The organism is Streptomyces inhibens (genome assembly GCF_022221585.1).
Classification (GTDB): Bacteria; Actinomycetota; Actinomycetes; order Streptomycetales; family Streptomycetaceae; genus Streptomyces; species Streptomyces inhibens.
This window is the reverse complement of the sequence record NZ_CP084681.1, coordinates 721079-740404: the sequence shown is the minus strand read 5'-3', so window position 1 is coordinate 740404 and position 19326 is coordinate 721079. Positions and strand designations below refer to the sequence as shown.

The following is a 19326-nucleotide window of genomic DNA, read 5'->3' as shown; positions in this document are numbered from 1 at the left end:
TCTTCATATCCGGACGCCTGGAATCCGGACGTGCTGTTCACCGGATCCGTCGAATCCGGCCTGTTCAAGGGGGAATCGCCTGCCGGCTTGACGCGGTCGGCAGCTCCAACCGCACCTCGTGCTTGGCCCCGAATAGGGGAGAAGGTCTTTGCGGCCACCGCCGGGATGGCCATCAGTCCCAAGCGAGCCGAACATCGGGGTGGCCGGGGCCGTTCCGGTGACGCACCAGCCCCGGAACGGCCCCGTGGCCCGAGAGGGCGGGTGTCAGCCCAGCGACCCGGCCTCCACCGTGGTCACGGTGAAGGTGCCGCCGCACACCCGCAGCCCGCCGCTGCTGGTGGTCATGGACTCCTTGGAGCCGGGCGGGTAGACGGAGACGTTCTGCGAGTTCTTCCAGCACGGGGTGTCCGAGACCCCGTCGTTGACCGTGTGGAGCACGGCGTGGGCGCTCTGTCCGGGCTGCAGCCGGACGCTGCCGCCGGCGCCGCCCTCGCGGCTGGCGGGCTTGCCGATGGCCGACCCGTCGCGCTGGGTCAGCGAGACGCCCGGGAAACCGCGCAGCGAGCACGCCTTCTTGCCCTTGTTGGTGAAGATCAGCGGGACGCGGATGTTGCCCGCGCCGATGTCGGTGCGCCCCAGCCGCAGAGACATGTCAGTGGTGGTGCAGCGGTCCGACGCCGTCATCGCCGAGGCGTTGGCCTGGCCGGCGTTGGTGGCGCCGGCGCTGTTTCCGGAGGGCTTGGCCGGGTGGGACTGCTGGGCCGTGTTCGGCTGGGACTGCGCGGCGGCGTCGGCCGACGAGGGGCGGGACGAGGCATCCGTGCCGCTCTGGCAGGCGGTGAGTGTCAGCGCCGTAAGGGCGATCAGCGATCCGGCGACGACACGGCGGCCACGGCCGACGGTCTTGATGGTGAGCGACATGAGTCAACCTCGTGCGTAGGTGCTTCGTAAAAGTGGGTGCGTACGGTCCGTCCGTTGCGCTTCCAGCGTGCTGCCGCCCGCTGCCGGTCAGCTAACGAGGCACTAACGCACCGCTAATGAGGCCACGCGAGCCGTATGGCACTGCCCGGTGGCTGTACGACCAGCCCACCCGCACAGCCCGAAGCCCGCTACTTCTGCGATCCGAGCTCAGCTCGATAGCACTCAGTCACATAGGGCATCTCCATCGGACGCTTTGCGTCCAGTAGCGCGCGGACCCGCCCCAGCAGTTCCTCCCGCGTTGCGGGCTCCAGAGTGATCACGTAGCTGCGGGAGGCGACCATGTCCATGACCTCTCCAGCCGTCATCGGATTGCTCCAGGGGAAGTCCTGACGCTCAACGGGACCGAACGGCTTGCCCACGCGCTCCACTTGACGGTCTTCCGTCGGCGCTGCGGCACAGTCGCGCAGGATCCGGTCCAGCTCTGCGACCCAGGGCACCGACACGTCACGGCAGTTCCACACCAGGCCCAGCCGCCCGCCTGGGCGCAGCACCCGGGCTGCTTCCGGGACCGCCCGCTCCGGGTCCACCCAGTGCCAGGCCTGCGCGCAGACCAGGGTGTCCACGCTCGTGTCCGGTAGTGGGATCGACTCCCCTGTCCCTTCCAGAACCCGCACATCAGGGAGCACTTGGGAGAACTGCTCGCGCATCCCGACCGAGGGCTCCACCGCGACGACCTCCCGGCCTGGTGCCCGCAGGGCACGGGTCAGCTTGCCAGTGCCTGCGCCGAGATCAACCACGGTCCGTGCGTCCTCGGACACCAGCCAGGCCACCGCCTCCGGCGGGTAGGGCGGGCGGCCACGCTCATAGGCGTCCGCTGCGGCTCCGAACGAGCCCGCCTGACGGTGTTTCTCCTGCTCCTCGGCTGTCGTCATGCCCGCATCCTCCCAGGTGGCCGCTCGGTGCAGCCTCGCGGACCGGGACACGTATGCCGATTTGGACCGGAAGTAGCGTCACAACAAGACCCGCCCCGACGACGCGACCACCAACCCGGCGAACCTTCCCGGTCAAAGCACTGGGCGGTTTGGTTCGGATCAGCGAGCTGGTCAGCGGAAGATCGCAGTGCCCTTGGTCACAGGCCCATGTACCTGGCGAGCACGCCGACGAGCACAGTTGCGACGATGCCAATGACGGCCCACAAGGCTGCCGCCCGGGTGCACTTGCGTTCCGCCTCGACACGTCCCTGCCTTCCCACGACTGAGGCCCTGCCGCTCTCCCGCTCCGCGCGATCAGCCGAAGTGACGACGCTGCCGCCAGGCTCGGGCATCATGTGCGCCTGAGGGGGATGCCATGTGGTCTCGTCAACCGGTGACGCGTCTATCTGGCACGACACTGGCACGGCGGTGCACTCGGCCCCGGAACCGGGGTGTTCCCGTAGGAGGAGTCTCGCTGCGCGCCACGGGCTCTGCTGCCGGCGGTGCACGGATTGGTTGCGTGAAGGGATGCGCCTGCCGGGTGGAGGCGCGGTTGCGTGACGGTCAGCCGGCCTTGGCGATGGCGCGGAGCGCGTCGAACGTTTCCTGTTCGTCCTGCTGGTCGCCGTAGTCGCTGAGTTTGACGATGACGGGTTTCGTGTCGGGGCTGAGGTGGATGTACTGGCCGTAGAGGCCCACGGCGGAGAAGTCCTTGCCGTCGCCGCCCGGGGGATGCCATCACTGGGCGGAGTAACCCCAGCCGTCGACCTTGTGGGGGGTGGGGGTGGCGATGCGCTTGATCCACGACTACGGGATGATGTGCCTGCCGTGGAACTGCCCGTCATTCAGGACGAGTTGCCCGAGCTTGGCATAGTGGCGGGCGGTGGCGTTGATGCAGCAGCACGCCTTTTCGTTGCCGCCGTCGTGGTCCAGGTTCCAGGTCGCGCTGTCCTGTGCGCCCCATTGGCGCCCAGATGTTGCGGGCCAGGAGGTTGGCCAGCGGCTGTCCTTCGACCTTGGCCAGGACTTGGCCGAGGAGTTCGGTATCGATGCTGCGGTAGGTGCCTTTGCTGCCCGGCTGATACCGCACACCGCAGCTTGCCTGCCTCGATGGCCTGCCCGGTCAGCAAGGACACCACTGATGTGGCGGCCGACCAGGAGGACAGGCGGGTAGCCGGTCCGATTCCGTCGCGGTACCACTCGTGCGTGTGTCAGCCGGCCATCGCGTGCAGTACCAGGAACGACTGGGCCTCAACTGCGGAGCGGGTGCCGGGAATGTTCGTCTGGGTGGTCACGATGGGGCGGGAGGGTTCTGGCCCGCGGGGGAGGGCGGAGTCGGGGTGGGTGAGCTTTCCAGGGCGACCTACTGGGCGGGACGGTGGATGGCGATGAGGGCGGCGTCGTCGTCGAGGCGTCCGCCGGCGTGGTGGAGGAGGTCGCGCCGGAGGTGGTGCAGGAGTGCCTCTGGGGAGCTGCCGGTCCACTGGGTGGCCCGTTCCGCGAAGGGGTAGAAGTTTCCGTCTCGGTCGCGCGCTTCGATGACGCCGTCGGTGTAGAGGAGGAGGGTGTCGCCGGCCTCGAAGGTGACCACGTCGACGGTGTAGTCCGGTGGCCCTGCGCTGCCGACTCCCAGTGGGGGCGCGGGGTGCAGGCTCGTCGCGGTGACGGTGTGGGCGGGGTTGAGCAGGAGCGGCGCGGGGTGTCCGCAGCTGGTCATGTGGGTGATGTGGCCCCTGTCGGGGATCTCCAGCAGCAGGGTGGTGACGAATCGTTCCCCGGCCTCGTCCTTCGGCTCGAAGTCGGCCTGGTAACGGGTGACGCTCTGCTCCAGGGCGGCGACCAGGGCGGGCAGTGTGGTGTGCTGGTGGGCGGCCTCGCGGAAGGCTCCGAGCAGGAGGGCGGCTTCTCCGATGGCGGCCAGGCCCTTGCCCCGCACGTCGCCGATCATCACCCGAGTCCCGTCGTCGATACGGGTGGCCGCGTACAGGTCGCCGCCGATCTGCGCCTCGTCCTCGGCGGCCAGGTACAGGGAGGCGATCCGCAGCGGCCCGATCCGGGCAGGGAGCGGCCACAGCAGGACGTGCTGCGCTGCTTCGGCCACCGACCGCACCTGGGCCAGCTCCCGTCTGCGCCGGTCGCGCAGGACGCAGTAGAAAACGACCAGGACGGAGAGCACGGCAAGGGCGACGATCTGCACCATCACGTTCCGCGAGGACAGCACACCGAAGTACAGACCGATGTATGCCTGGGCCGCCACGGCCAGCAGGCCGATCACCGCGGTCAGCAGCGGGCCGGCGAAGGAGGCAGTGATCGCGGGCGCGATCACCAGCAACGGTCCGAGGTGCACGTCCTCCGGCACCAGGATGTCCACAATCGTGATCACGATGATGAGCACCACAGGAATCGCCAGCAGCGCATGACCCGGCCGCCATGGCTCCCGCAGACCCGTAAAGCGCTCCCTGAGGCCCACGTCTTCCACAGTGCACCGCCCACGGGCGGCGGACGAGTCGACCAGGCGTGACCGACTCCGGTTCCGGGTTGTGACGGTGTTGCCGGTGTGCCGCCCCGTACGGCGGACAGCGCCCGTTGGCCTGGCGTACCGGCAATTCTCGGAGGCAACGCTGCTGCCGAGCAGGCGAGCCAACGCCCTCGTCGCCAGAGACGGATGTTCGCGGCAGCCGCCCCAGGTGCAGCTGCTGTGGCTGACCTCTGGACGGTCCAGCAGGAGTCCCGGCGAACGCATATCGACGGTCCTGCGCAGTCGGCAGCAGTCCGCTTATGCCTGGTCAGAGGACATCTGGCCGACGCCAGGTCCAGCCCCGGGCGGCCCGTGTCACGCCGTCCGCTCACGCATCGCTCACGCCGTCCGCTCACGCATCGCTCACGCATGGCGGACGACTGGCCAGTCATCCGGCGCGGTTGATCAAGGGGGTGCGGCGTCGACCCACTGCACCACCAGGGCTCTCGTCCCCGCGGACGGCCTCTGGGCCCGTGGCCCCACAGCCCAGAGAGAGGGATCATGGAATGGAGGTCATCTGTGGGCACTGGGCCCACACCCGCTCGGCGCGGGAAGTGAAATTCGATGATGTTCTGGCATGACCACTATGGCGTCGGCGCTTGGGGCTGGCTGGCGATGTCGGTCAGCGTGTTTCTGTTCTTGGCGTTGATCATTGCCATCGCTGTCCTGATCGTCCGCGCCCTGAGCCGGCCGGGTCCTTTCCGCAATGGGCACACAGCCACTCGCGGCGGACCTACCCCCGAGCAGATCCTCGCTGAGCGGTACGCGCGCGGCGAGATCGACGAAGAGGAGTACCAGCGACGGCTGGCCACCCTCCGCGGCTCCCCGCCGTGAGGACCCGGCGCTGACGCTTCGGCTTACGGGCTCGGCACGCGGTCTGGGTGATTCGCCAGAGGCGGGGTGGGGTGGCAGGTCGCCTTCCTCGAAACGGGTGGAGCCCGCGGCGGCGAGGGGTTCCATCAGCCTGCGACGGGCAGCCCCTCGCGCGTGTAGGCGGTAAACCATGCAGCCCCTGAACCGATCGCTGCGAGCTGCCTGAGTAGTCTGCTCCGCGCAGCACGTGCGACAGCTGAGGGGCAAATAGACATGCAGGGCATGCTGGGGCGCAGCATGAGAGTCGGCCTGCTGATGGCAGGCATTCCGGGCATCCCATGGGCTGCGCTCGCGATGGCGGTGGCCGCGGTGGAGTTCCTCAGAGGAGGGGACACGCAGCTTGCCGCTCGTGATGTGCGGTACTGCGGGCTGCTCTTCGGAGGTAGCTTGCTGGCCGGTGTGCTGATGGGCTTGATCATCGCTGGAGGACTGGCCCTTGCCTCTCTCGTCGTCACCCGGACATGGGGGCTTGCCCTCGTCGGAGCACTGCTGGGAGCGCTGGCCTTCCCTGCCGAGTTCGTGGTCGTCGGCGTAGGCACGGATGGGGCTTACCTGCAACTTGGGACGACCCTCCTGGCCTGGCCGGCAATGGCGGCGGTGGCAGCCGCGCACAGCGCCGACATCGTCGGCCGAACCCGCACGCGTACATGGCTCTGGACCTCAGGAGCGGCCCAGCGGCTCGGGCGAGGCTGACAATTGGCAAGCCTGGGTGTCCGCGCCTGCATCCACGCCGTTCTGAGCCCGCTCGACGCGTCAGACCCCACCCGTCCGTAGTTGCGGGACAGCCCTTGGGCCGGGAGGGGATGGCACGACCGGATCATGGGCTGGTGGCAGAGGGATCTCTACGACCTTGGCCCCGACGGTTTGGCAGCCGCCGCCCCTATGGCCGTCTAGGAGGCGCGTCTGCGCGGAGTGCGCTCGCCATCGGAACTCGGTATTGCGGACGTCAGGTGCGAGGGAGGCAGCCTACTGACGCTTCCCGGCCTTGCTCTCGGCCACTGAGGCTCGGCTGGGGCACGGCCTCGCAGGGCTCTGGGCGCTGAGCATCGTTGATTGACTATCTGGACGTTCGACGGGAGGACAGCCGTCACACGTGGAGGATCACGTCCACAGAGCCAGGGGCTCCGGGGCACGATCGTGTCCGCTACCGGATCGGGAAAGACGATCACGGCTGCTGCGTCCGCGCTGGATTCAGTTGCTTGGATCTTGGAAGGCCTCGCTCCGTCTCGCCCTCGTGCCACGCCGTGGACCCGGACACCGCGAGACGGCGCACCCCGGCTCATCCACGGCTCATCCACGAGAGCCCAAAAAAATCGGACGGCGATGTCGAGAACCCGTGGCCGGCTCCGTCCCCGCTGTGAACGCGAACCACAATGGGTCGCACCAGCACCGAGGAGAAACACGATGGCCAAGTACTTGCTGCTCAAGCACTACCGCGGCGCTCCGGCTGCGGTCAACGACGTGCCCATGGACCAGTGGACGCCGGAGGAGATCTCGGCCCATGTGCAGTACATGCAGGACTTCGCGGCCCGGCTCGAGGGGACCGGCGAGTTCGTCGACGGTCAGGCGCTTGCCCCCGAGGGGACGTGGGTCCGGTACGACGGTGAGGGGCGCCCGCCGGTCACCGACGGCCCGTTCGCCGAGACCAAGGACCTCATCGCCGGCTGGATGGTGATCGACGTCGACACCTACGAGCGCGCCGTCGAGCTGGCCGGGGAACTGTCGGCCGCCCCCGGGGCGGGCGGGAAGCCGATCCACGAGTGGCTCGAGGTGCGCCCGTTCCTGGCCGCGCCGCCCACCATCACGGAGTGACCTCATCGATGAACGAGGCCCTGCTCCGGAGCCTCACACCGAGCGTGCTCGCAATCCTCGTCCGCCGCGGAGCCGACTTCGCGGCGGCCGAGGACGCCGTGCAGGACGCGCTGGTCGAGGCGGTCCGCGTCTGGCCCACCGACCCTCCGCGGGATGCCAAGGGCTGGCTGGTCACCGTGGCTTGGCGCCGGTTCCTCGACGCGACCCGGGCGGACGCCGCCCGCCGCCGGCGTGAGGACCTCGTCGACGAGGAGCCGGCGCCCGGGCCCGCGCCCGCGGTGGACGACACGCTCCGGCTCTACTTCCTCTGCGCCCACCCCTCGCTGACGCCGTCGTCCGCGGTCGCGCTCACGCTGCGCGCCGTCGGCGGGCTGACCACCCGCCAGATCGCCCAGGCTTACCTGGTGCCCGAGGCGACCATGGCGCAGCGCATCAGCCGGGCCAAGCGCACCGTCTCCGGAGTGCGGTTCGACCAGCCCGGCGACGTCGCCACCGTGCTGCGCGTCCTCTACCTGGTCTTCAACGAGGGCTACTCCGGCGACGTCGACCTCGCCGCCGAGGCCATCCGGCTCACCCGGCAGCTCGCGGCCGCGATCGACCACCCCGAGGTGGCGGGGCTGCTCGCCCTCATGCTGCTCCACCACGCCCGGCGCGCCGCCCGGACCGCGCCCGACGGCAGCCTGGTGCCGCTCGCCGAGCAGGACCGCGGCCGGTGGGACACCGAGTCGATCGCCGAGGGCGTCGAGATCCTGCAGGCGGCCCTCGCTCGCGACCGGCTGGGCGAGTTCCAGGCCCAGGCCGCCATCGCGGCACTCCACGCCGACGCGCCCACCGCCGAGGAGACCGACTGGGTGCAGATCGTCGAGTGGTACGACGAGCTCGCGCGCTTGACCGACAGCCCGGTCGTCCGGCTCAACCGCGCGGTGGCCGTCGGCGAGGCCGACGGACCGCGCGCCGGCCTGGCGGCGCTCGCGGCGCTGGACGACTCACTGCCCCGCCACGCCGCGGTGGCGGCGTACCTCCACGAGCGCGACGGCGACCTGGCGACGGCGGCACAGCTGTACGCCGAGGCGGCCCAAAAGGCACCCAACCTCGCCGAGCGCGACCACCTGACGCGCCAGGCCGCCCGGCTCAACGCCCGTCGGTGTCGCTGACGGGTCGCGCTCGGATTTCCCGCGGCACTTGGCGCGGCCCCGTGGCCAGAGCGTTCGCCTCAAAGTGAGTAGGCGGGTCGAGACCAGCTGCACGACGCGTTGCCGGCGGGGAAGCTCCGCGGCGACGACAGGCGCGCTGAAGGCGTGGTGTCTCAATGGACCGGCACGCTGAAGTGCCCGGTGAAGATGGCCCATCTGCGACGGTTCGGCTGCCCGAAAAGCGGCTCACCCAGGCTTATCTACGAAGAGCCCGTTTTCTTTGACGAGGGAATGCCCGACGCCACCGAGTTCCGCGGGGCAATGTTCACCGGCGTCGACTTCCGAGGCAACGTTCACCGGTCAAGCCTCCTTCCGCAAGGCAACGCTGGGCGACGCAGGGCTCGGCGGGGCGACGTTCACCGGCAACGCCCTGTTCGACAACGCGACCTTCACCGGCGACGCAGACTTCACCGGCGTCGACTCACCGGCGACCCCGACGCCATTGACGCTGCCTTCGCCGGCCATGCCTCCTACTCCGGAGCGACGACGTTCACCGGCAAGGCGGGGGGAAGGTTGATCGCCGTTCACGTCCCCCGCTCCACCTGCAATACCGGACCAGCGCCGCGCCGCAGGGTCTAATGCATCCGTTTCTGCTGTACCGCGGTGACGGCACGGACGACGAAGACGCCAGCCACGGCCGCGCCGACGAGGGCCGCATCGACCACCAGCAGCAGGGGTACGTCCGTGTAGGCGCGGGCGATGACGGCGTCCGTGGTGCCGGCGTACAGGCCTGCCCCGACCAGGGAACCGACCAGCCACAGGCCCCACCACCAGTTCACGGCGCGCGGCAGGCGCTCGCCGGGGGCGCTGGCGCGGTGGATGTCCGCGACGATCCCTCGGGGAATCCACAGGTTGGCAATGGGGACGATCCAGCCGGCGTAGACCCATGGCCAGGCGTAGCGCGGGCGCTGTCCCGAGAGGGCGCGCGCGTTGTCCCGGACGCGCCACAGCCAGGCCAGGAAGGCGATCATGCAAAGCACCGTGGCCGCGTCTCCCAGGGCACTGACGATGTGGTACGCGTTCTCCAGCGCGGTCAGCGTGCGGTGCCGGCCGTCGCCCTGGTCCGGCGGTCCGGACGGCGGCTGTCCAGCCGTGGCGAGCAGGATCTGCCACACGGCCCGGGCCGCCCAGGCTGCGCCGGCGAGGACGAGGGCGGCCACGGCGCAGCGGGCCGCTCCCCGGATCGAGCGCAGGGCGGGAGGGGCTATGTGATCGTTCACGCGCTCATCCTTTCTACGGGAGGTCGCGTCCGCCACACGTGACACCGACGCCCCCGCCTCGCCCCTCGACGAGCGTCAGTCATCGAGGGGCGGAGAGTTTGGGGTGGCCCGCGGGGTTGAGGAGCGGCTGGCCCTCATGGCGCGCCGTTGCGCGGGGGGCTCCGAACGGACCTTCTGGCTACTGTACCGAAGCGATCCTTTAACGCGTTGACCTGCGTGGTTGATCTTCAGTGGCATAAACCGCGCGGTCCACCGGGTGTGGCCGATCGCCTTCCGCGCCACCGAGCTCGCCGACGCCGCGACCGCCGAGGAGAACGGGTACGGCGATGAGTACACAGCCGACGACGAAGAAACATGCGCATGAACACCGCCGTCCCCGGACCCCGCACAGCCGCCGTCCTGGCGGCCCGCCGCCGCAAGACCGAGACCGCCCTCCAGCGGGTCCACTCGGCAATCGCCCGCCTCCGGTGTGAGAAGGCGCAAGTCAAGTGTCGCCGCCATCGCCCGCCGTACGGACGTCTCCCGCACCTTCCTCTATGACAGCCCCGAGGACAGAGCCGCGGTCGACAAGGCCATGACGGAGGCAGGTGAACGCTGCGGGCAGATGTTCGCCGACCAGGGCGACGAGCGCGAGGCGACCTTGCGCGAACGCGCCCTCAACGCCGAGGACGCCCTCAAGAACGCCCACGCCGAGATCCTCGCCCAGCGCACCCACATCGGTGAACTCCTCGGCTGGAACAGCGACTTGGAAGTCAATCGGACCGAGGAGGCCATCCGGCGGATCACCACCGGGAGCAGCGGGCTCAAGCAGCGCGTCCGCCGCCTCACCACCGACAACCGCACCCTCGACGAGCGACTGAAGGCCGCCCGCTCGAACCACCGTTTCCACGACTGCCGCGTCGCCGACCTCGAAGCCCGCATCGCCCCTCGAAGCCCGCATCGCCGACCCGGGATCAGCGACGCGACCGCGTCCCGCTGACGTCCAAGCCGCGTGATCAGTTTCGGACGGTACCGTTCACACTCGGAGCCCTCCCGGCGTCCATTTTCAGGGCCATCAGCGCCCTGTCCAGCGACCAAAGGTTCCTCATAGCTGGTGACCGTAGCGAGCGAGGGCTGCTTCCAGTTCGGCCCATTGCCGGTCTGTCATCGGCCCGAGGGCACAGACAAGGATCAGCCCGTTCGTGCGGACGATGGTCCTCTCGTGGTACCGCGGCGGCCAACCTTCCGGACGCGGCTCGACCGAAGGCTCATCATCCTTTGTGACCTTGATGTGGAGCCCGGTGTACCGGTAGAGGGGATCGGGGGGCGCGCTGACGTCGACCTCTTTGATGGCGAACCCCTGCACCTGGCTCCATCGGTATTCACGCCTGCCCATGGCGCTGGTGGTCCCGATGCTCCGCGGTCCGATGCTCCGCGGTCCGATGCCCCGCGGTCCGATGCCCCGCGGTCCGATGCGCAAGGACCAGCCTTCGAGCATCCGGAACACGCGCGCCAGTGCAGGCTGCCCGAGCAGGAATCCGAGCGCGAACAGCCCGAAGGTAACTGACACCGAGAACATGCCCACCATCGCGCCGTCTGGCTCAGCCCCCAGGATGCCCCCAGGCCCCAGCGAGATGATGACGCCCGTGGACGTCGCTACCAACCCGATCGCCGACCCGCGGACCCAGTTGTCCTTCCCGCGAGAATCGGTGTAGGTGGACAGCGGTTCCTTTCCCGTCCAGCGAGACGGAGAACGGGGCGTCCGGTCCGGCCTGGGCGGCCGCTGCGTGTCGTCCGTTGCCTGTGTGCGCGACAGCGGTGGCTGCACCGCGGTGGTCTGCGGCCCCGACCTGCCCGCATTCCCCGGGCCAAGGGCCGACTGCAGTTGCGCCTCCCGAGCTGTCGCCGGTACTGCACAAACTGTGCGGACGCGTACGTGTGCGCGACTCCGCGCAGCGGCCGCTGAGCCGGTGCAGGCGCGCTGACGATTGCGGACTTCCCTGCGCAGAGCGCGGAGGGCGTTGAGTTGTCAGACGGCGCCGGTGCATGCGGTGCAGACCTGCTCGGCGATCTCGTCCAAGACGTTCAATCTTCCGCACTGGAAATCGACCTGGCTCAGTCGCGGTCGACCTCTTTGATGCAGGATTTTGCCGGTCGCGCCGTCGCGACGGCGCGACCGGATTCATCGGCTCCCATCTGCCGCCGCGATGTTGCGAGTGGTACCGAGGTGATCGGAGTCGATCATGGCCGCCGCCACTGGCATCGCCCAAGAGGGCGACGAAACGGCGTGCCGGTCGGCGGCCGCGCGCCGCTCCGACGACCAATGCCCGCAGCGTGATCAACGTTGGTAAGTGCCCACGAGCGTGCCGCTCGCCAACTCCTGGCCTCTCACGGCACGATGCACAGCGTCGACCGTCGGTTTGCCGTGCAGGGAAGGCGACTCCGAAACGGCCCACAGGCGAAAGAAGTAGCGGTGCACGCCGTGCCCTGGCGGAGGCATCGGACCGCCCCAGCCCACCCGGCCGAATCCGTTGGGCCATTCCTGGCCGCCGTGAGGTGACTCTCCCTCCGCTACTCCGGAACTCCCAGGATCGATACCCGTGACCAGCCAGTGCAGGAACGACCCGCCCGGCGCGTCAGGGTCCTCGCAGAGAAGAATCAACTCCGACGCACCGTCCGGCACCGCCGACCAGGTCAGCGGCGGTGAGATGTCGTCGCCCTCCCCACTGTGGCGTCGAGGGATTGCTGCATGGTCGTTGAACGCCACACTTCTGAGCTCAATTCCCGTCATACGCGCGGCTCTACCCCGATCGGCCCGGTCGGCACCGGTCCAGGCGGGCAGAACACCCGACTGGCCGCGTACGCCGACCAGCGCGCCGGGAATCCTGTAAGACGCACCCGATACGGAGCACAAGATGCCGACGAGAATCCTGCTTGAGGGACGCCCCGGTGTGGGCAAAACGACCGTTGTCCGCCGACTGGCCGCGCTGCTGCTCAACCGCAGGGCCGTCGGCTTCACCACGGAGGAGATCCGGCAAGGCGGCGCCCGGACCGGTTTCGCGCTGGAAGCACTGGACAGCGGTCTACGGGCCGTCCTCGCCCACGTCGACTTCCCAGGTCCACCGCGGGTGGGCCGGTATGGCGTTGACCTGGGCGTCATGGAGCGGCTCGCCCTGCCACCGCTCAGGTCAGCGGATCCGGCTCGTGGAGAGCTCGTGCTGATCGACGAGCTCGGGCGTATGGAGTTGGCATGCACCGCGTTTCAGGACGTGGTCCGGTGTCTGTTCACGTCCGACATCGACATCGTCGCCACCGTCCACGCGAAGAGCGCCCCGTTCACCGACGCCCTCAAGCTGCGCGCCGACATCGAACTCGTCCAGGTGAACCGGGCGAACCGGGACGCCCTCCCCGAGGATCTGGCAGCCCGGTTCGACAGCCCCTGACGACCTTCACCGGGTCGAGGCCCCCGGTCTCCAGCGGCTCCCGCCACCCGTTCGGCTACGCCGATCACCCCAGAGAGGTCACCACTGCTGAGAGTGCGTTGTTCTGGTCGGAGAACGACATCTCTCGCCCCTCGCCCCTCGCACCGATCACAGATGTGGGCCGTTCCTCGGCCTGCGGCAGGCGACAGCGTCCAGGTCGAGAGGCCGGCTCGGGCCCTCGTCCATATGGCGTCGGGCTTCGGTCCTCTGGTAGTCGGCCTACCACGCGGGGAGTGCATCTGTACCTGGAGGTGTGGCGGCGGTGGCGAGGGTGACGTGGCGGTGAGATGCACGGTCGCCCGCTGCTCCACCCGTTCCCCAAGGTCAGGGCGGCCGAAGGCGAGCAGGCCAACGCCCGGCACAACCCGATGCCGCCACGCCGTCGGCAGTCCCGGCTGGCGGAGTACCAGCCGCAGGAGCCCCGGCGTAGCCCACGCAGCATCCCCGACCAGGCGTTCAGCGAGCTGTTCGCCGGTTTGGCGTCGCACCGGGACCGTGCGCTGGTTGCGTTCTGCATCTCGACCGCCGCCCGGGTCTCCGAGTTGCTCGCTTCGTTCGCCCAGCCCGATACCTTTCCGACCTGGCGGCCGAAGTTCTTGCCCTGACCACGGTGAACTGGAACCCGACCCGCCTCGACGGACGCTCACTCCGTGGAGCGAACCGGTAGCCGAAGACCTGCAGGACATCGTTGGTTGGCGCCGCACCTCTCGGGGGGCTGGCGCGGTGCCGGTGGTGCGGGTGCGGCTGCCTGGATCGTCGAATGTGGAGGCATCCGGGTGTGGCTCGGGTCAGCTTTGCGGCTGGCTGATGTTGACCATCCAGGGGATGCCGAAGCGGTCGGTGCACATGCCGAACACATCGCCCCACATCTGCTCCTCCAGTGGGACGGAAACCGAGCCGCCGGTGGACAGCCTCTCCCAGTAGCCGCGCAGTTCGGTGTCGTCGTCGCCGCTGAGGCTCACCGAGAAGTTGTTGCCTTTGGCGAGCTCCATGCCGGGTGGGGTGTCGGCGCCCATCAGGGTGAAGCCGCTGGGCGTCTCCAGCATGCTGTGCATGATCTTGTTGGCCTCCGGGGTGTCCTTCTGGCCGAACTCCCCGAAGGTGTTGAGGCGGAGTGTGCCGCCGAAGACCTCCTTGTAGAACTCCATCGCCTGCCGGGCGTTGCCGTCGAAGCTGAGATACGGGTTAAGGCGCGAGGCCATGACAACCTCCCCGAATGGGGCAAATGGTCAGATGCGGGCAGACTAGCGCGGGCCGCTGACAACGGCCTGCCGTGCGCGACTGCATGACCCGTTCAACAACCGTCTGTGAACGTGACGGGTGAGATTCCGCGAGGCGTGCGGAGGACTGCTGTCGGGCTTTACGAGGCCGCAGGGCTCACGAGCACATCGGCGAGGCGGCCGAGCACGTCGGACCGCCGTCCCCCATGTCGTCGAAGGCGGCCTTGCCGGGGGGAGTCGAGGGCCGAAGCCCTCGTCGGTGAGGAAGAGCCAGACGCCGTGGCCTTCGGGTTCCAGGCGCTGACACTGCGACGGGCGCGGACCCGGTGTCGGCGGTCCTGACGGTGCCAGGGACGGACTTCGACGCGGGGCCCGGTCGAACACCCTCGGTCCGTGGGCGCCGCGTCCGCAGGAACGACGTTTCCACTTCTGCCGCGGCAGGCCGGGGAACAGGTCGTGGACGGGATGGTCGAGGGCCCAGCGGGTGACGACGGTGTCATGGCTGGTGGTGGCCATGACGTGGAAGACATCGGCGGTTGCGGCCTTTGCGTCGATGGTGGCTGGCGGGACGGTTGCGCGCTGCCGCGGCCGTTATCTGCGCCTACTCCTCACGAGCGCGAGTACGAGTACGGGTACGGGTACAGGTGCGGATACAGGTGGCGTACCCCAACAGCCCATGGAAGAACGGCCATTGGCCTGATCGCCTTCCCCATACCGCCGTCACCCCCCAATCACTCCCCCCAATTCCCCCAATCAACCCCCCCCACTCAACCCCTGATCTACGGCTTCCGGGATTTCCGGGATTTCCGGGGTTTTCTGGGACGACTGGCTCACCGCTTCCACGCTCGTACGGCCGCTCACTCTGGCGCGCTTCTACACCCTCACCATCCCGGCGGCCCTGGCCGTCTCCGCCATCCTGTAGGCAGCCTCGGATTGCCGAACGCCCAGGGAGTGGTTCCATGGAATTAGGTGTGTTATAGCAGCGGGCCCGAGGGCTGGAGACGCCGTCGGGCCGCGGTACCTGGGGCGCGCGGCGTCCGTATCTGGCCGATCGTGCCCGCGAGCATCTCGGCGAAGGAGGCGACCATGACGCGCACGATGTTCGACGCGGTCACGCCCAGCAAAATCCCGTCCAACGCGACGATGGTGGCTGGGTACGTCGATGGCCAGTTCGCCAACATGGGCAAGATGGCGGCGCGGTTCCCACGCGCGAAGCGGGTGTCGATCGCGATCAGCCGCAAGACCAGGGCGCAGGTCCTGGACGTGGAGCCCGGCGGTGCCGATCCGGACGGCGCGGTCTTCTGGTGCACCCACACCATGGCCGACACACCCAACAAGGAGCTGACCGTCTACTGCAACACCTCCACATTGCCCACGGTACGTGAGAAGTTTCGCCAGAGGGGGGTCACCGAGCCGAACTACTGGGTGGCGCGTTTCGACGGCGTGGCCCAGATCCCGGGCGGCGCCATCGCCAAGCAGTTCGAGAACACCCCTGGATTTGACAGGTCGGTGGTGGCGGATTTCTGGCCCGGCGTGGACGGGCCGAGCACCGAGCACGGGGAGCCGACGACCAAGCCGCAGTTCGAGCCGTTCCCCGGTGCGTCGTTCTTCCACACCGGACAGAAATCGCCGATCATCGCCGCGATGCACAAGCGGCTCGTCGCCGAAGACTGCGATCGATACGAGTCCACCAGTAACACCGATGTGTGGGGCTCGGGCGATGTGAAGTCCTACGCCGCCTGGCAGCGGAAACTCCACTTCTCGGGCAGTGATGCCGACGGCGTCCCTGGCAATTCCAGTTGGGACCAGCTGCGCGTCCCCAACGTCTGACTGACCGATCGCGCCGGATTGGCCGCGGTTCGCGGAGACGGTCAGCGCGGACCGGGCGCTGCGGCTGCATGCGCTGGGCGAGTCTGGGGCGGAGGCGATGCTGCGGACGTTCGGGCCCCTGATGCGGTGGCGGCCGCCGGCCGGCCTTATGTCGGTGCGCGTCATCTCGGTCGCGGTCGTCCACGCGGCTTTCCCATTCTGGTACTTCACGATGCACCGGGCCGGCGGTCCGCCCTCGCCGTGCCCGGAGAGCTCGAGCCGGACGCCGTGTTCGCGGTCGGGCAGGTAGGTGCCGACCGCCTGTAAGGTGCTCGACCAGGCCGCGTAGATGACCCCTTCGAGTGCCTCGCCCTGCTCCGGGGGCAGCGGGTCCTCGGTGAACACCAGGACGTGCCGGTGCGGGTGCCAGTTGTTCTCTTCGCCCTAGGTGACCTCTCAGGCCCGGACGAAGCTGACGATGCCGACCCCCTTCTTCGCCGCACGTCAGTTGCGGCCCGCGTTCTGCCCCAGGCTCCGCTTCCACGCCTCGTGCTGCTGGGCGACCAGCGCAAGTTGAGGGTGACTTGACCGACGCGGGTGTGGGCGGGGCCTCGAAGTCTTGCCAGACGGTGGGGGCTGCTGCGGGCGATGTCGGCTTCTGGTGCTCGGTGGCTCGACACCGGGCACGCTCCGGCGAGCCCAGCGTCTGGGTGGTGTCGTAGAGCTGCTGGAGGACCCGCGCCTGCCTACCTGGTACTGATCACATGCGTACTGACTTTGATCCCGCTGTCATGTCCCGCAACGACTTCTACCGGCTGCTGACCGCCACACTGGTGCCGCGGCCCATCGCCTGGGCGTCCACCACCTCGGCGGACGGCACGCACAACCTTGCCCCTGCGAAGTTCTGAGGAAAGCGGTATCGGGAGTTGGGACGTTGGCGCAGGTCAGCGCGCCGGAGCAATTGGCGTTCCGATGCTCTCCTCGCGGTCACCGGAGGCGGGGATGGCGCTGGTCTGCATTTCCTCTTCGGCGGCCTTCACGTTGGCGAGGACCGCGAGCACGGTGCCGCGGTTCGAGGTGAAGACACCCCGCAGGTCGCCGATCGAGGTGGTTGAGCAGCTGGAGCGGGCAGGAGGTCGCAAGGGGGCGGCGAGACGGCTGCAATGGTCACCCGTGTGGGCTACGCCGAGTTGACCGCCGTCTGAGCTGCGTATGTGTCGGGCAGCCGGCCTTGTGCCGTACCGGCCGGTGTCCCGGAGCGTCGGTGGTCAGGCGTTGACGCCGTGCCCGGTCGGACGAAGTTGCGGCGTCCGGGGCACGGCGTGACGCTGTGGGAGAGAAGCCGGAGGCCGGGGAGCCGGAGGCGAATCGTAGGGAAGGACGACAAGCCAGTGACCGACCCTGTACAGATCCTGTGGATGCCTTCCGGGATATCCCTGCCGTCGTTGGGTTCGCGCGCCCTGGCCCACGTACACGACGGGGACACGCCGTACGTCGAGATGCCGATCCGCATGCTGTCCGTCGACACTCCGGAAACAACAGCGGATACCGCTGAGGGGGCCAAGAGGGTCGACGAGGAGTTCAAGCAACTCGCCGCGTGGATACGGGACGGCATCGCACCCATCTCCGACGACCTCGCGGAGTTCCTGCTGCCGAAGATCGAGACGGGGAACGCGGGCAGCTTGCAGTTCGGCCAGGGCACGGCGGCAGCCACGTTCAACACGGAGAACATCAAGAAGAGGCTGGCCGAGGGCAGGGACCCCGGCAAGGAACGCGGCATCTTCATCCGCACCGCCGGTGATTTTTTCGACGACAACAACCGCTTGCTCGCCTACATCGCGCCGAACTATTCAAAGAAGGAACTGGACACTCTTCCGAGGGAGAAGAGGCCGACGTTCAACCTCGATCTCATCACCGAAGGATGGGCGGCACCCTTCGTCATCTACCCCTCCATCCCCGGCGAACTCGACCTGCCCCTCTTCCTCAGGGCCGCCGACAAGGCTGTCAAGGACGAGAAGGGGATCTGGAAGGATCCCCACACGCTGCTCGCCTACGAGTACCGGGCCCTCGAAAAGCTTCATGGCGTGACGAAGAAGAAGGCCGAGGGGAAAAAGCTGGAGCCCGGCGAGGCATTCTCCTGGCGGACGCGGTACTGCGCAGATATGCGCGATCGTGAACTGCACGGTCCGGAGGACTACTTCCGGGTACCGCCGATCTACCGGTTGTGGCTCTGGCCGCAGGACGTGAACGAGGCTTTCGGCCATCTCAACCTGACACCGTCGCAACGGCTCACCGGAAGCGGCAGCCGCACGCGCTGAGATCATCTGGAAGCGGGGCCCCCGGCGCGAAGATCTTGTTGGCCCGCTTTAACTCCGCTATTTCCTTGTGGAGTTGTTTCGACTCCTCGCGCTCGGCGATGGCCAGTCGATCGTCGCGGTCGCCGACATCCGCCTCGACCTCGCGGACCGCCCGCTCGTGGAGCTGGTCCGGGTATGCGCGTGGTGCTGGCACTGCTCGTGTGTCTCCGTACGACGAGATCGTAGATCTGGCTCCAGGGACGCTACGAAACAGGGCGCGGCTCACATTCCGTGACTGTACGACGGCGGTTTGCCGCGACCGGATTGTTGGTTAGGGTGACAACTAGAGGCTGATCCCGATGCCCTTGGCCAGGGCGATGGCCAGGCTGGCGAGTTCGGGGCTGCACAGGCTGACGGATCCCGCGAAGTCGTACAGGCCGGGAGCGGGTGTCCGCGAGGCGGTTATGGTCGCTGGAGGGTGGGTCGGACACGACGGGGGGCTCGCGTTGGATCGCCTGGCCGGAGCGGACCTTGAAGTCGGCCCAGTCCAGTTCGTGCTCGACGGGTTTGTCCTCTTGCTCGGTCCAGCCGCGCAGCCCGTACAGGATGACGATCCCGGCCATGTCGGCGGGCGGCAGCGGACAGTTCTTGCGCGGCTCGACCGCCGCCACGTGGGGGGTTGCGGCGCGGTCGAGTTCGGCAATGAAGTGCGGGTTTTCGTTGGGGCCGTAGAAGCAGTCGGCGACCAGCGCCCGAAACGCGATGCCCTTGGCGCGGGCCCGGGCGGTGGTGGCCGTGACGATGCCGTTTCCGACCTGCCCGCGGGAGCCGAGGTACTGACGGGACACATAGGCCGTGGCGTGCCCGGACTTACGGGCACCGGAGTCGTCCGGAAACAACGCCCCGCCGTCGTGGGGCGCGGTCACCGGCTCCGCCAACGCGGTCAGCGTCTTGTTGCGGTCCCGCGGCGCCGGCAGGGCGGCGACGTAATCCCGCAACGCCCGACGCTGCGCACGGCAGACAAGAAGGTC

The 19326-nt window shown here is 68.6% G+C and carries 21 protein-coding genes and 2 pseudogenes; 11 read left to right on the top strand and 12 right to left on the bottom strand.

Annotation, left to right across the window (positions count from 1 at the left end):
* Positions 1 to 264: 264 nt before the first annotated feature.
* The 5 genes from KI385_RS03585 to KI385_RS03575 form a co-directional block, all read right to left on the bottom strand.
* A complete protein-coding gene (locus KI385_RS03585) occupies positions 265 to 921 on the bottom strand; it encodes a DUF4232 domain-containing protein (RefSeq protein ID WP_238570770.1) in 657 nt (218 codons plus the stop codon).
* 188 nt (positions 922 to 1109) lie between these two features.
* Positions 1110 to 1853 carry a class I SAM-dependent methyltransferase gene (locus KI385_RS03580; protein ID WP_238570769.1) on the bottom strand — a complete coding sequence of 248 codons (744 nt, stop codon included), beginning with the start codon at positions 1851 to 1853 and terminating at the stop codon, positions 1110 to 1112.
* Positions 1854 to 2456: 603 nt separating this feature from the next.
* Entirely contained in the window at positions 2457 to 2591 is a 135-nt protein-coding gene (locus KI385_RS43840; protein ID WP_281066787.1) for a hypothetical protein, read from the bottom strand.
* 142 nt (positions 2592 to 2733) lie between these two features.
* Complete coding sequence (locus KI385_RS44490) at positions 2734 to 2982, bottom strand: serine hydrolase (protein WP_425356862.1); 249 nt, start codon at positions 2980 to 2982, stop codon at positions 2734 to 2736.
* A 273-nt stretch (positions 2983 to 3255) separates the two neighbouring features.
* Complete coding sequence (locus KI385_RS03575) at positions 3256 to 4362, bottom strand: PP2C family protein-serine/threonine phosphatase (RefSeq protein WP_238570768.1); 1107 nt, start codon at positions 4360 to 4362, stop codon at positions 3256 to 3258.
* A 615-nt stretch (positions 4363 to 4977) separates the two neighbouring features.
* On the opposite strand from KI385_RS03575, the gene KI385_RS03570 reads away from it, so the two are divergent.
* The 5 genes from KI385_RS03570 (at position 4978) to KI385_RS44485 (ending at position 8805) form a co-directional block, all read left to right on the top strand.
* Positions 4978 to 5244, top strand: coding sequence for an SHOCT domain-containing protein (locus KI385_RS03570; RefSeq protein WP_425356861.1), 267 nt, complete (start codon positions 4978 to 4980; stop codon positions 5242 to 5244).
* 252 nt (positions 5245 to 5496) lie between these two features.
* Positions 5497 to 5976 (top strand): hypothetical protein, encoded by a 480-nt coding sequence (locus tag KI385_RS03565; RefSeq protein ID WP_238570766.1) that lies wholly within the window; start codon positions 5497 to 5499, stop codon positions 5974 to 5976.
* Between the two features lie 711 nt (positions 5977 to 6687).
* Entirely contained in the window at positions 6688 to 7095 is a 408-nt protein-coding gene (locus KI385_RS03560; RefSeq protein ID WP_238570765.1) for a YciI family protein, read from the top strand.
* An 8-nt stretch (positions 7096 to 7103) separates the two neighbouring features.
* Entirely contained in the window at positions 7104 to 8249 is a 1146-nt protein-coding gene (locus tag KI385_RS03555) for an RNA polymerase sigma factor (protein WP_238577550.1), read from the top strand.
* A 259-nt stretch (positions 8250 to 8508) separates the two neighbouring features.
* Positions 8509 to 8805: a pentapeptide repeat-containing protein gene (locus KI385_RS44485; RefSeq protein ID WP_425356860.1), complete on the top strand. Its 297-nt coding sequence runs from the start codon at positions 8509 to 8511 to the stop codon at positions 8803 to 8805.
* A gap of 58 nt (positions 8806 to 8863) precedes the next feature.
* Here the strand turns inward: KI385_RS44485 and KI385_RS03550 are convergent, their stop codons facing one another.
* Positions 8864 to 9508 carry a DUF4328 domain-containing protein gene (locus tag KI385_RS03550; protein WP_238570764.1) on the bottom strand — a complete coding sequence of 215 codons (645 nt, stop codon included), beginning with the start codon at positions 9506 to 9508 and terminating at the stop codon, positions 8864 to 8866.
* A 220-nt stretch (positions 9509 to 9728) separates the two neighbouring features.
* Between KI385_RS03550 and KI385_RS03545 the strand changes: the two genes are divergently transcribed.
* The gene (locus tag KI385_RS03545) at positions 9729 to 9872 is read left to right on the top strand and encodes a hypothetical protein (protein ID WP_238570763.1); all 144 of its coding nucleotides are present in this window, start codon (positions 9729 to 9731) and stop codon (positions 9870 to 9872) included.
* A 105-nt stretch (positions 9873 to 9977) separates the two neighbouring features.
* Positions 9978 to 10487, top strand: a complete 510-nt coding sequence (locus KI385_RS03540) for a hypothetical protein (protein ID WP_238570762.1) — start codon at positions 9978 to 9980, stop codon at positions 10485 to 10487.
* A gap of 105 nt (positions 10488 to 10592) precedes the next feature.
* Here the strand turns inward: KI385_RS03540 and KI385_RS03535 are convergent, their stop codons facing one another.
* Together KI385_RS03535 and KI385_RS03530 are read right to left on the bottom strand one after the other, a co-directional pair.
* Positions 10593 to 11315, bottom strand: a complete 723-nt coding sequence (locus KI385_RS03535) for a hypothetical protein (protein WP_238570761.1) — start codon at positions 11313 to 11315, stop codon at positions 10593 to 10595.
* 510 nt (positions 11316 to 11825) lie between these two features.
* Positions 11826 to 12278 (bottom strand): YbhB/YbcL family Raf kinase inhibitor-like protein, encoded by a 453-nt coding sequence (locus KI385_RS03530; RefSeq protein WP_238570760.1) that lies wholly within the window; start codon positions 12276 to 12278, stop codon positions 11826 to 11828.
* Between the two features lie 124 nt (positions 12279 to 12402).
* Between KI385_RS03530 and KI385_RS03525 the strand changes: the two genes are divergently transcribed.
* Positions 12403 to 12930, top strand: a complete 528-nt coding sequence (locus tag KI385_RS03525) for an NTPase (RefSeq protein WP_238570759.1) — start codon at positions 12403 to 12405, stop codon at positions 12928 to 12930.
* Between the two features lie 326 nt (positions 12931 to 13256).
* Entirely contained in the window at positions 13257 to 13574 is a 318-nt protein-coding gene (locus KI385_RS03520; RefSeq protein WP_238570758.1) for a hypothetical protein, read from the top strand.
* Positions 13575 to 13757: 183 nt separating this feature from the next.
* Here the strand turns inward: KI385_RS03520 and KI385_RS03515 are convergent, their stop codons facing one another.
* Both KI385_RS03515 and KI385_RS03510 read right to left on the bottom strand, forming a co-directional pair.
* A complete protein-coding gene (locus tag KI385_RS03515) occupies positions 13758 to 14171 on the bottom strand; it encodes a VOC family protein (RefSeq protein WP_238570757.1) in 414 nt (137 codons plus the stop codon).
* A 317-nt stretch (positions 14172 to 14488) separates the two neighbouring features.
* Positions 14489 to 14723, bottom strand: a pseudogene (locus KI385_RS03510) (IS701 family transposase); the annotation flags it as partial.
* Positions 14724 to 15275: 552 nt separating this feature from the next.
* Here KI385_RS03510 and KI385_RS03505 point away from each other — a divergent pair.
* On the top strand, positions 15276 to 16019 hold the full coding sequence (locus KI385_RS03505) for a peptidoglycan-binding protein (RefSeq protein ID WP_238570756.1): 744 nt from the start codon (positions 15276 to 15278) through the stop codon (positions 16017 to 16019).
* Positions 16020 to 16942: 923 nt separating this feature from the next.
* On the opposite strand, the gene KI385_RS03495 is transcribed toward KI385_RS03505, so the two are convergent.
* Positions 16943 to 17140, bottom strand: a complete 198-nt coding sequence (locus tag KI385_RS03495) for a hypothetical protein (RefSeq protein ID WP_238570755.1) — start codon at positions 17138 to 17140, stop codon at positions 16943 to 16945.
* A gap of 180 nt (positions 17141 to 17320) precedes the next feature.
* Between KI385_RS03495 and KI385_RS03490 the strand changes: the two genes are divergently transcribed.
* Positions 17321 to 18316: a thermonuclease family protein gene (locus KI385_RS03490; protein WP_238570754.1), complete on the top strand. Its 996-nt coding sequence runs from the start codon at positions 17321 to 17323 to the stop codon at positions 18314 to 18316.
* Positions 18317 to 19008: 692 nt separating this feature from the next.
* On the opposite strand, the pseudogene KI385_RS44480 reads toward KI385_RS03490, so the two are convergent.
* Positions 19009 to 19326 (bottom strand): annotated as a pseudogene (locus KI385_RS44480) (transposase); the annotation flags it as partial.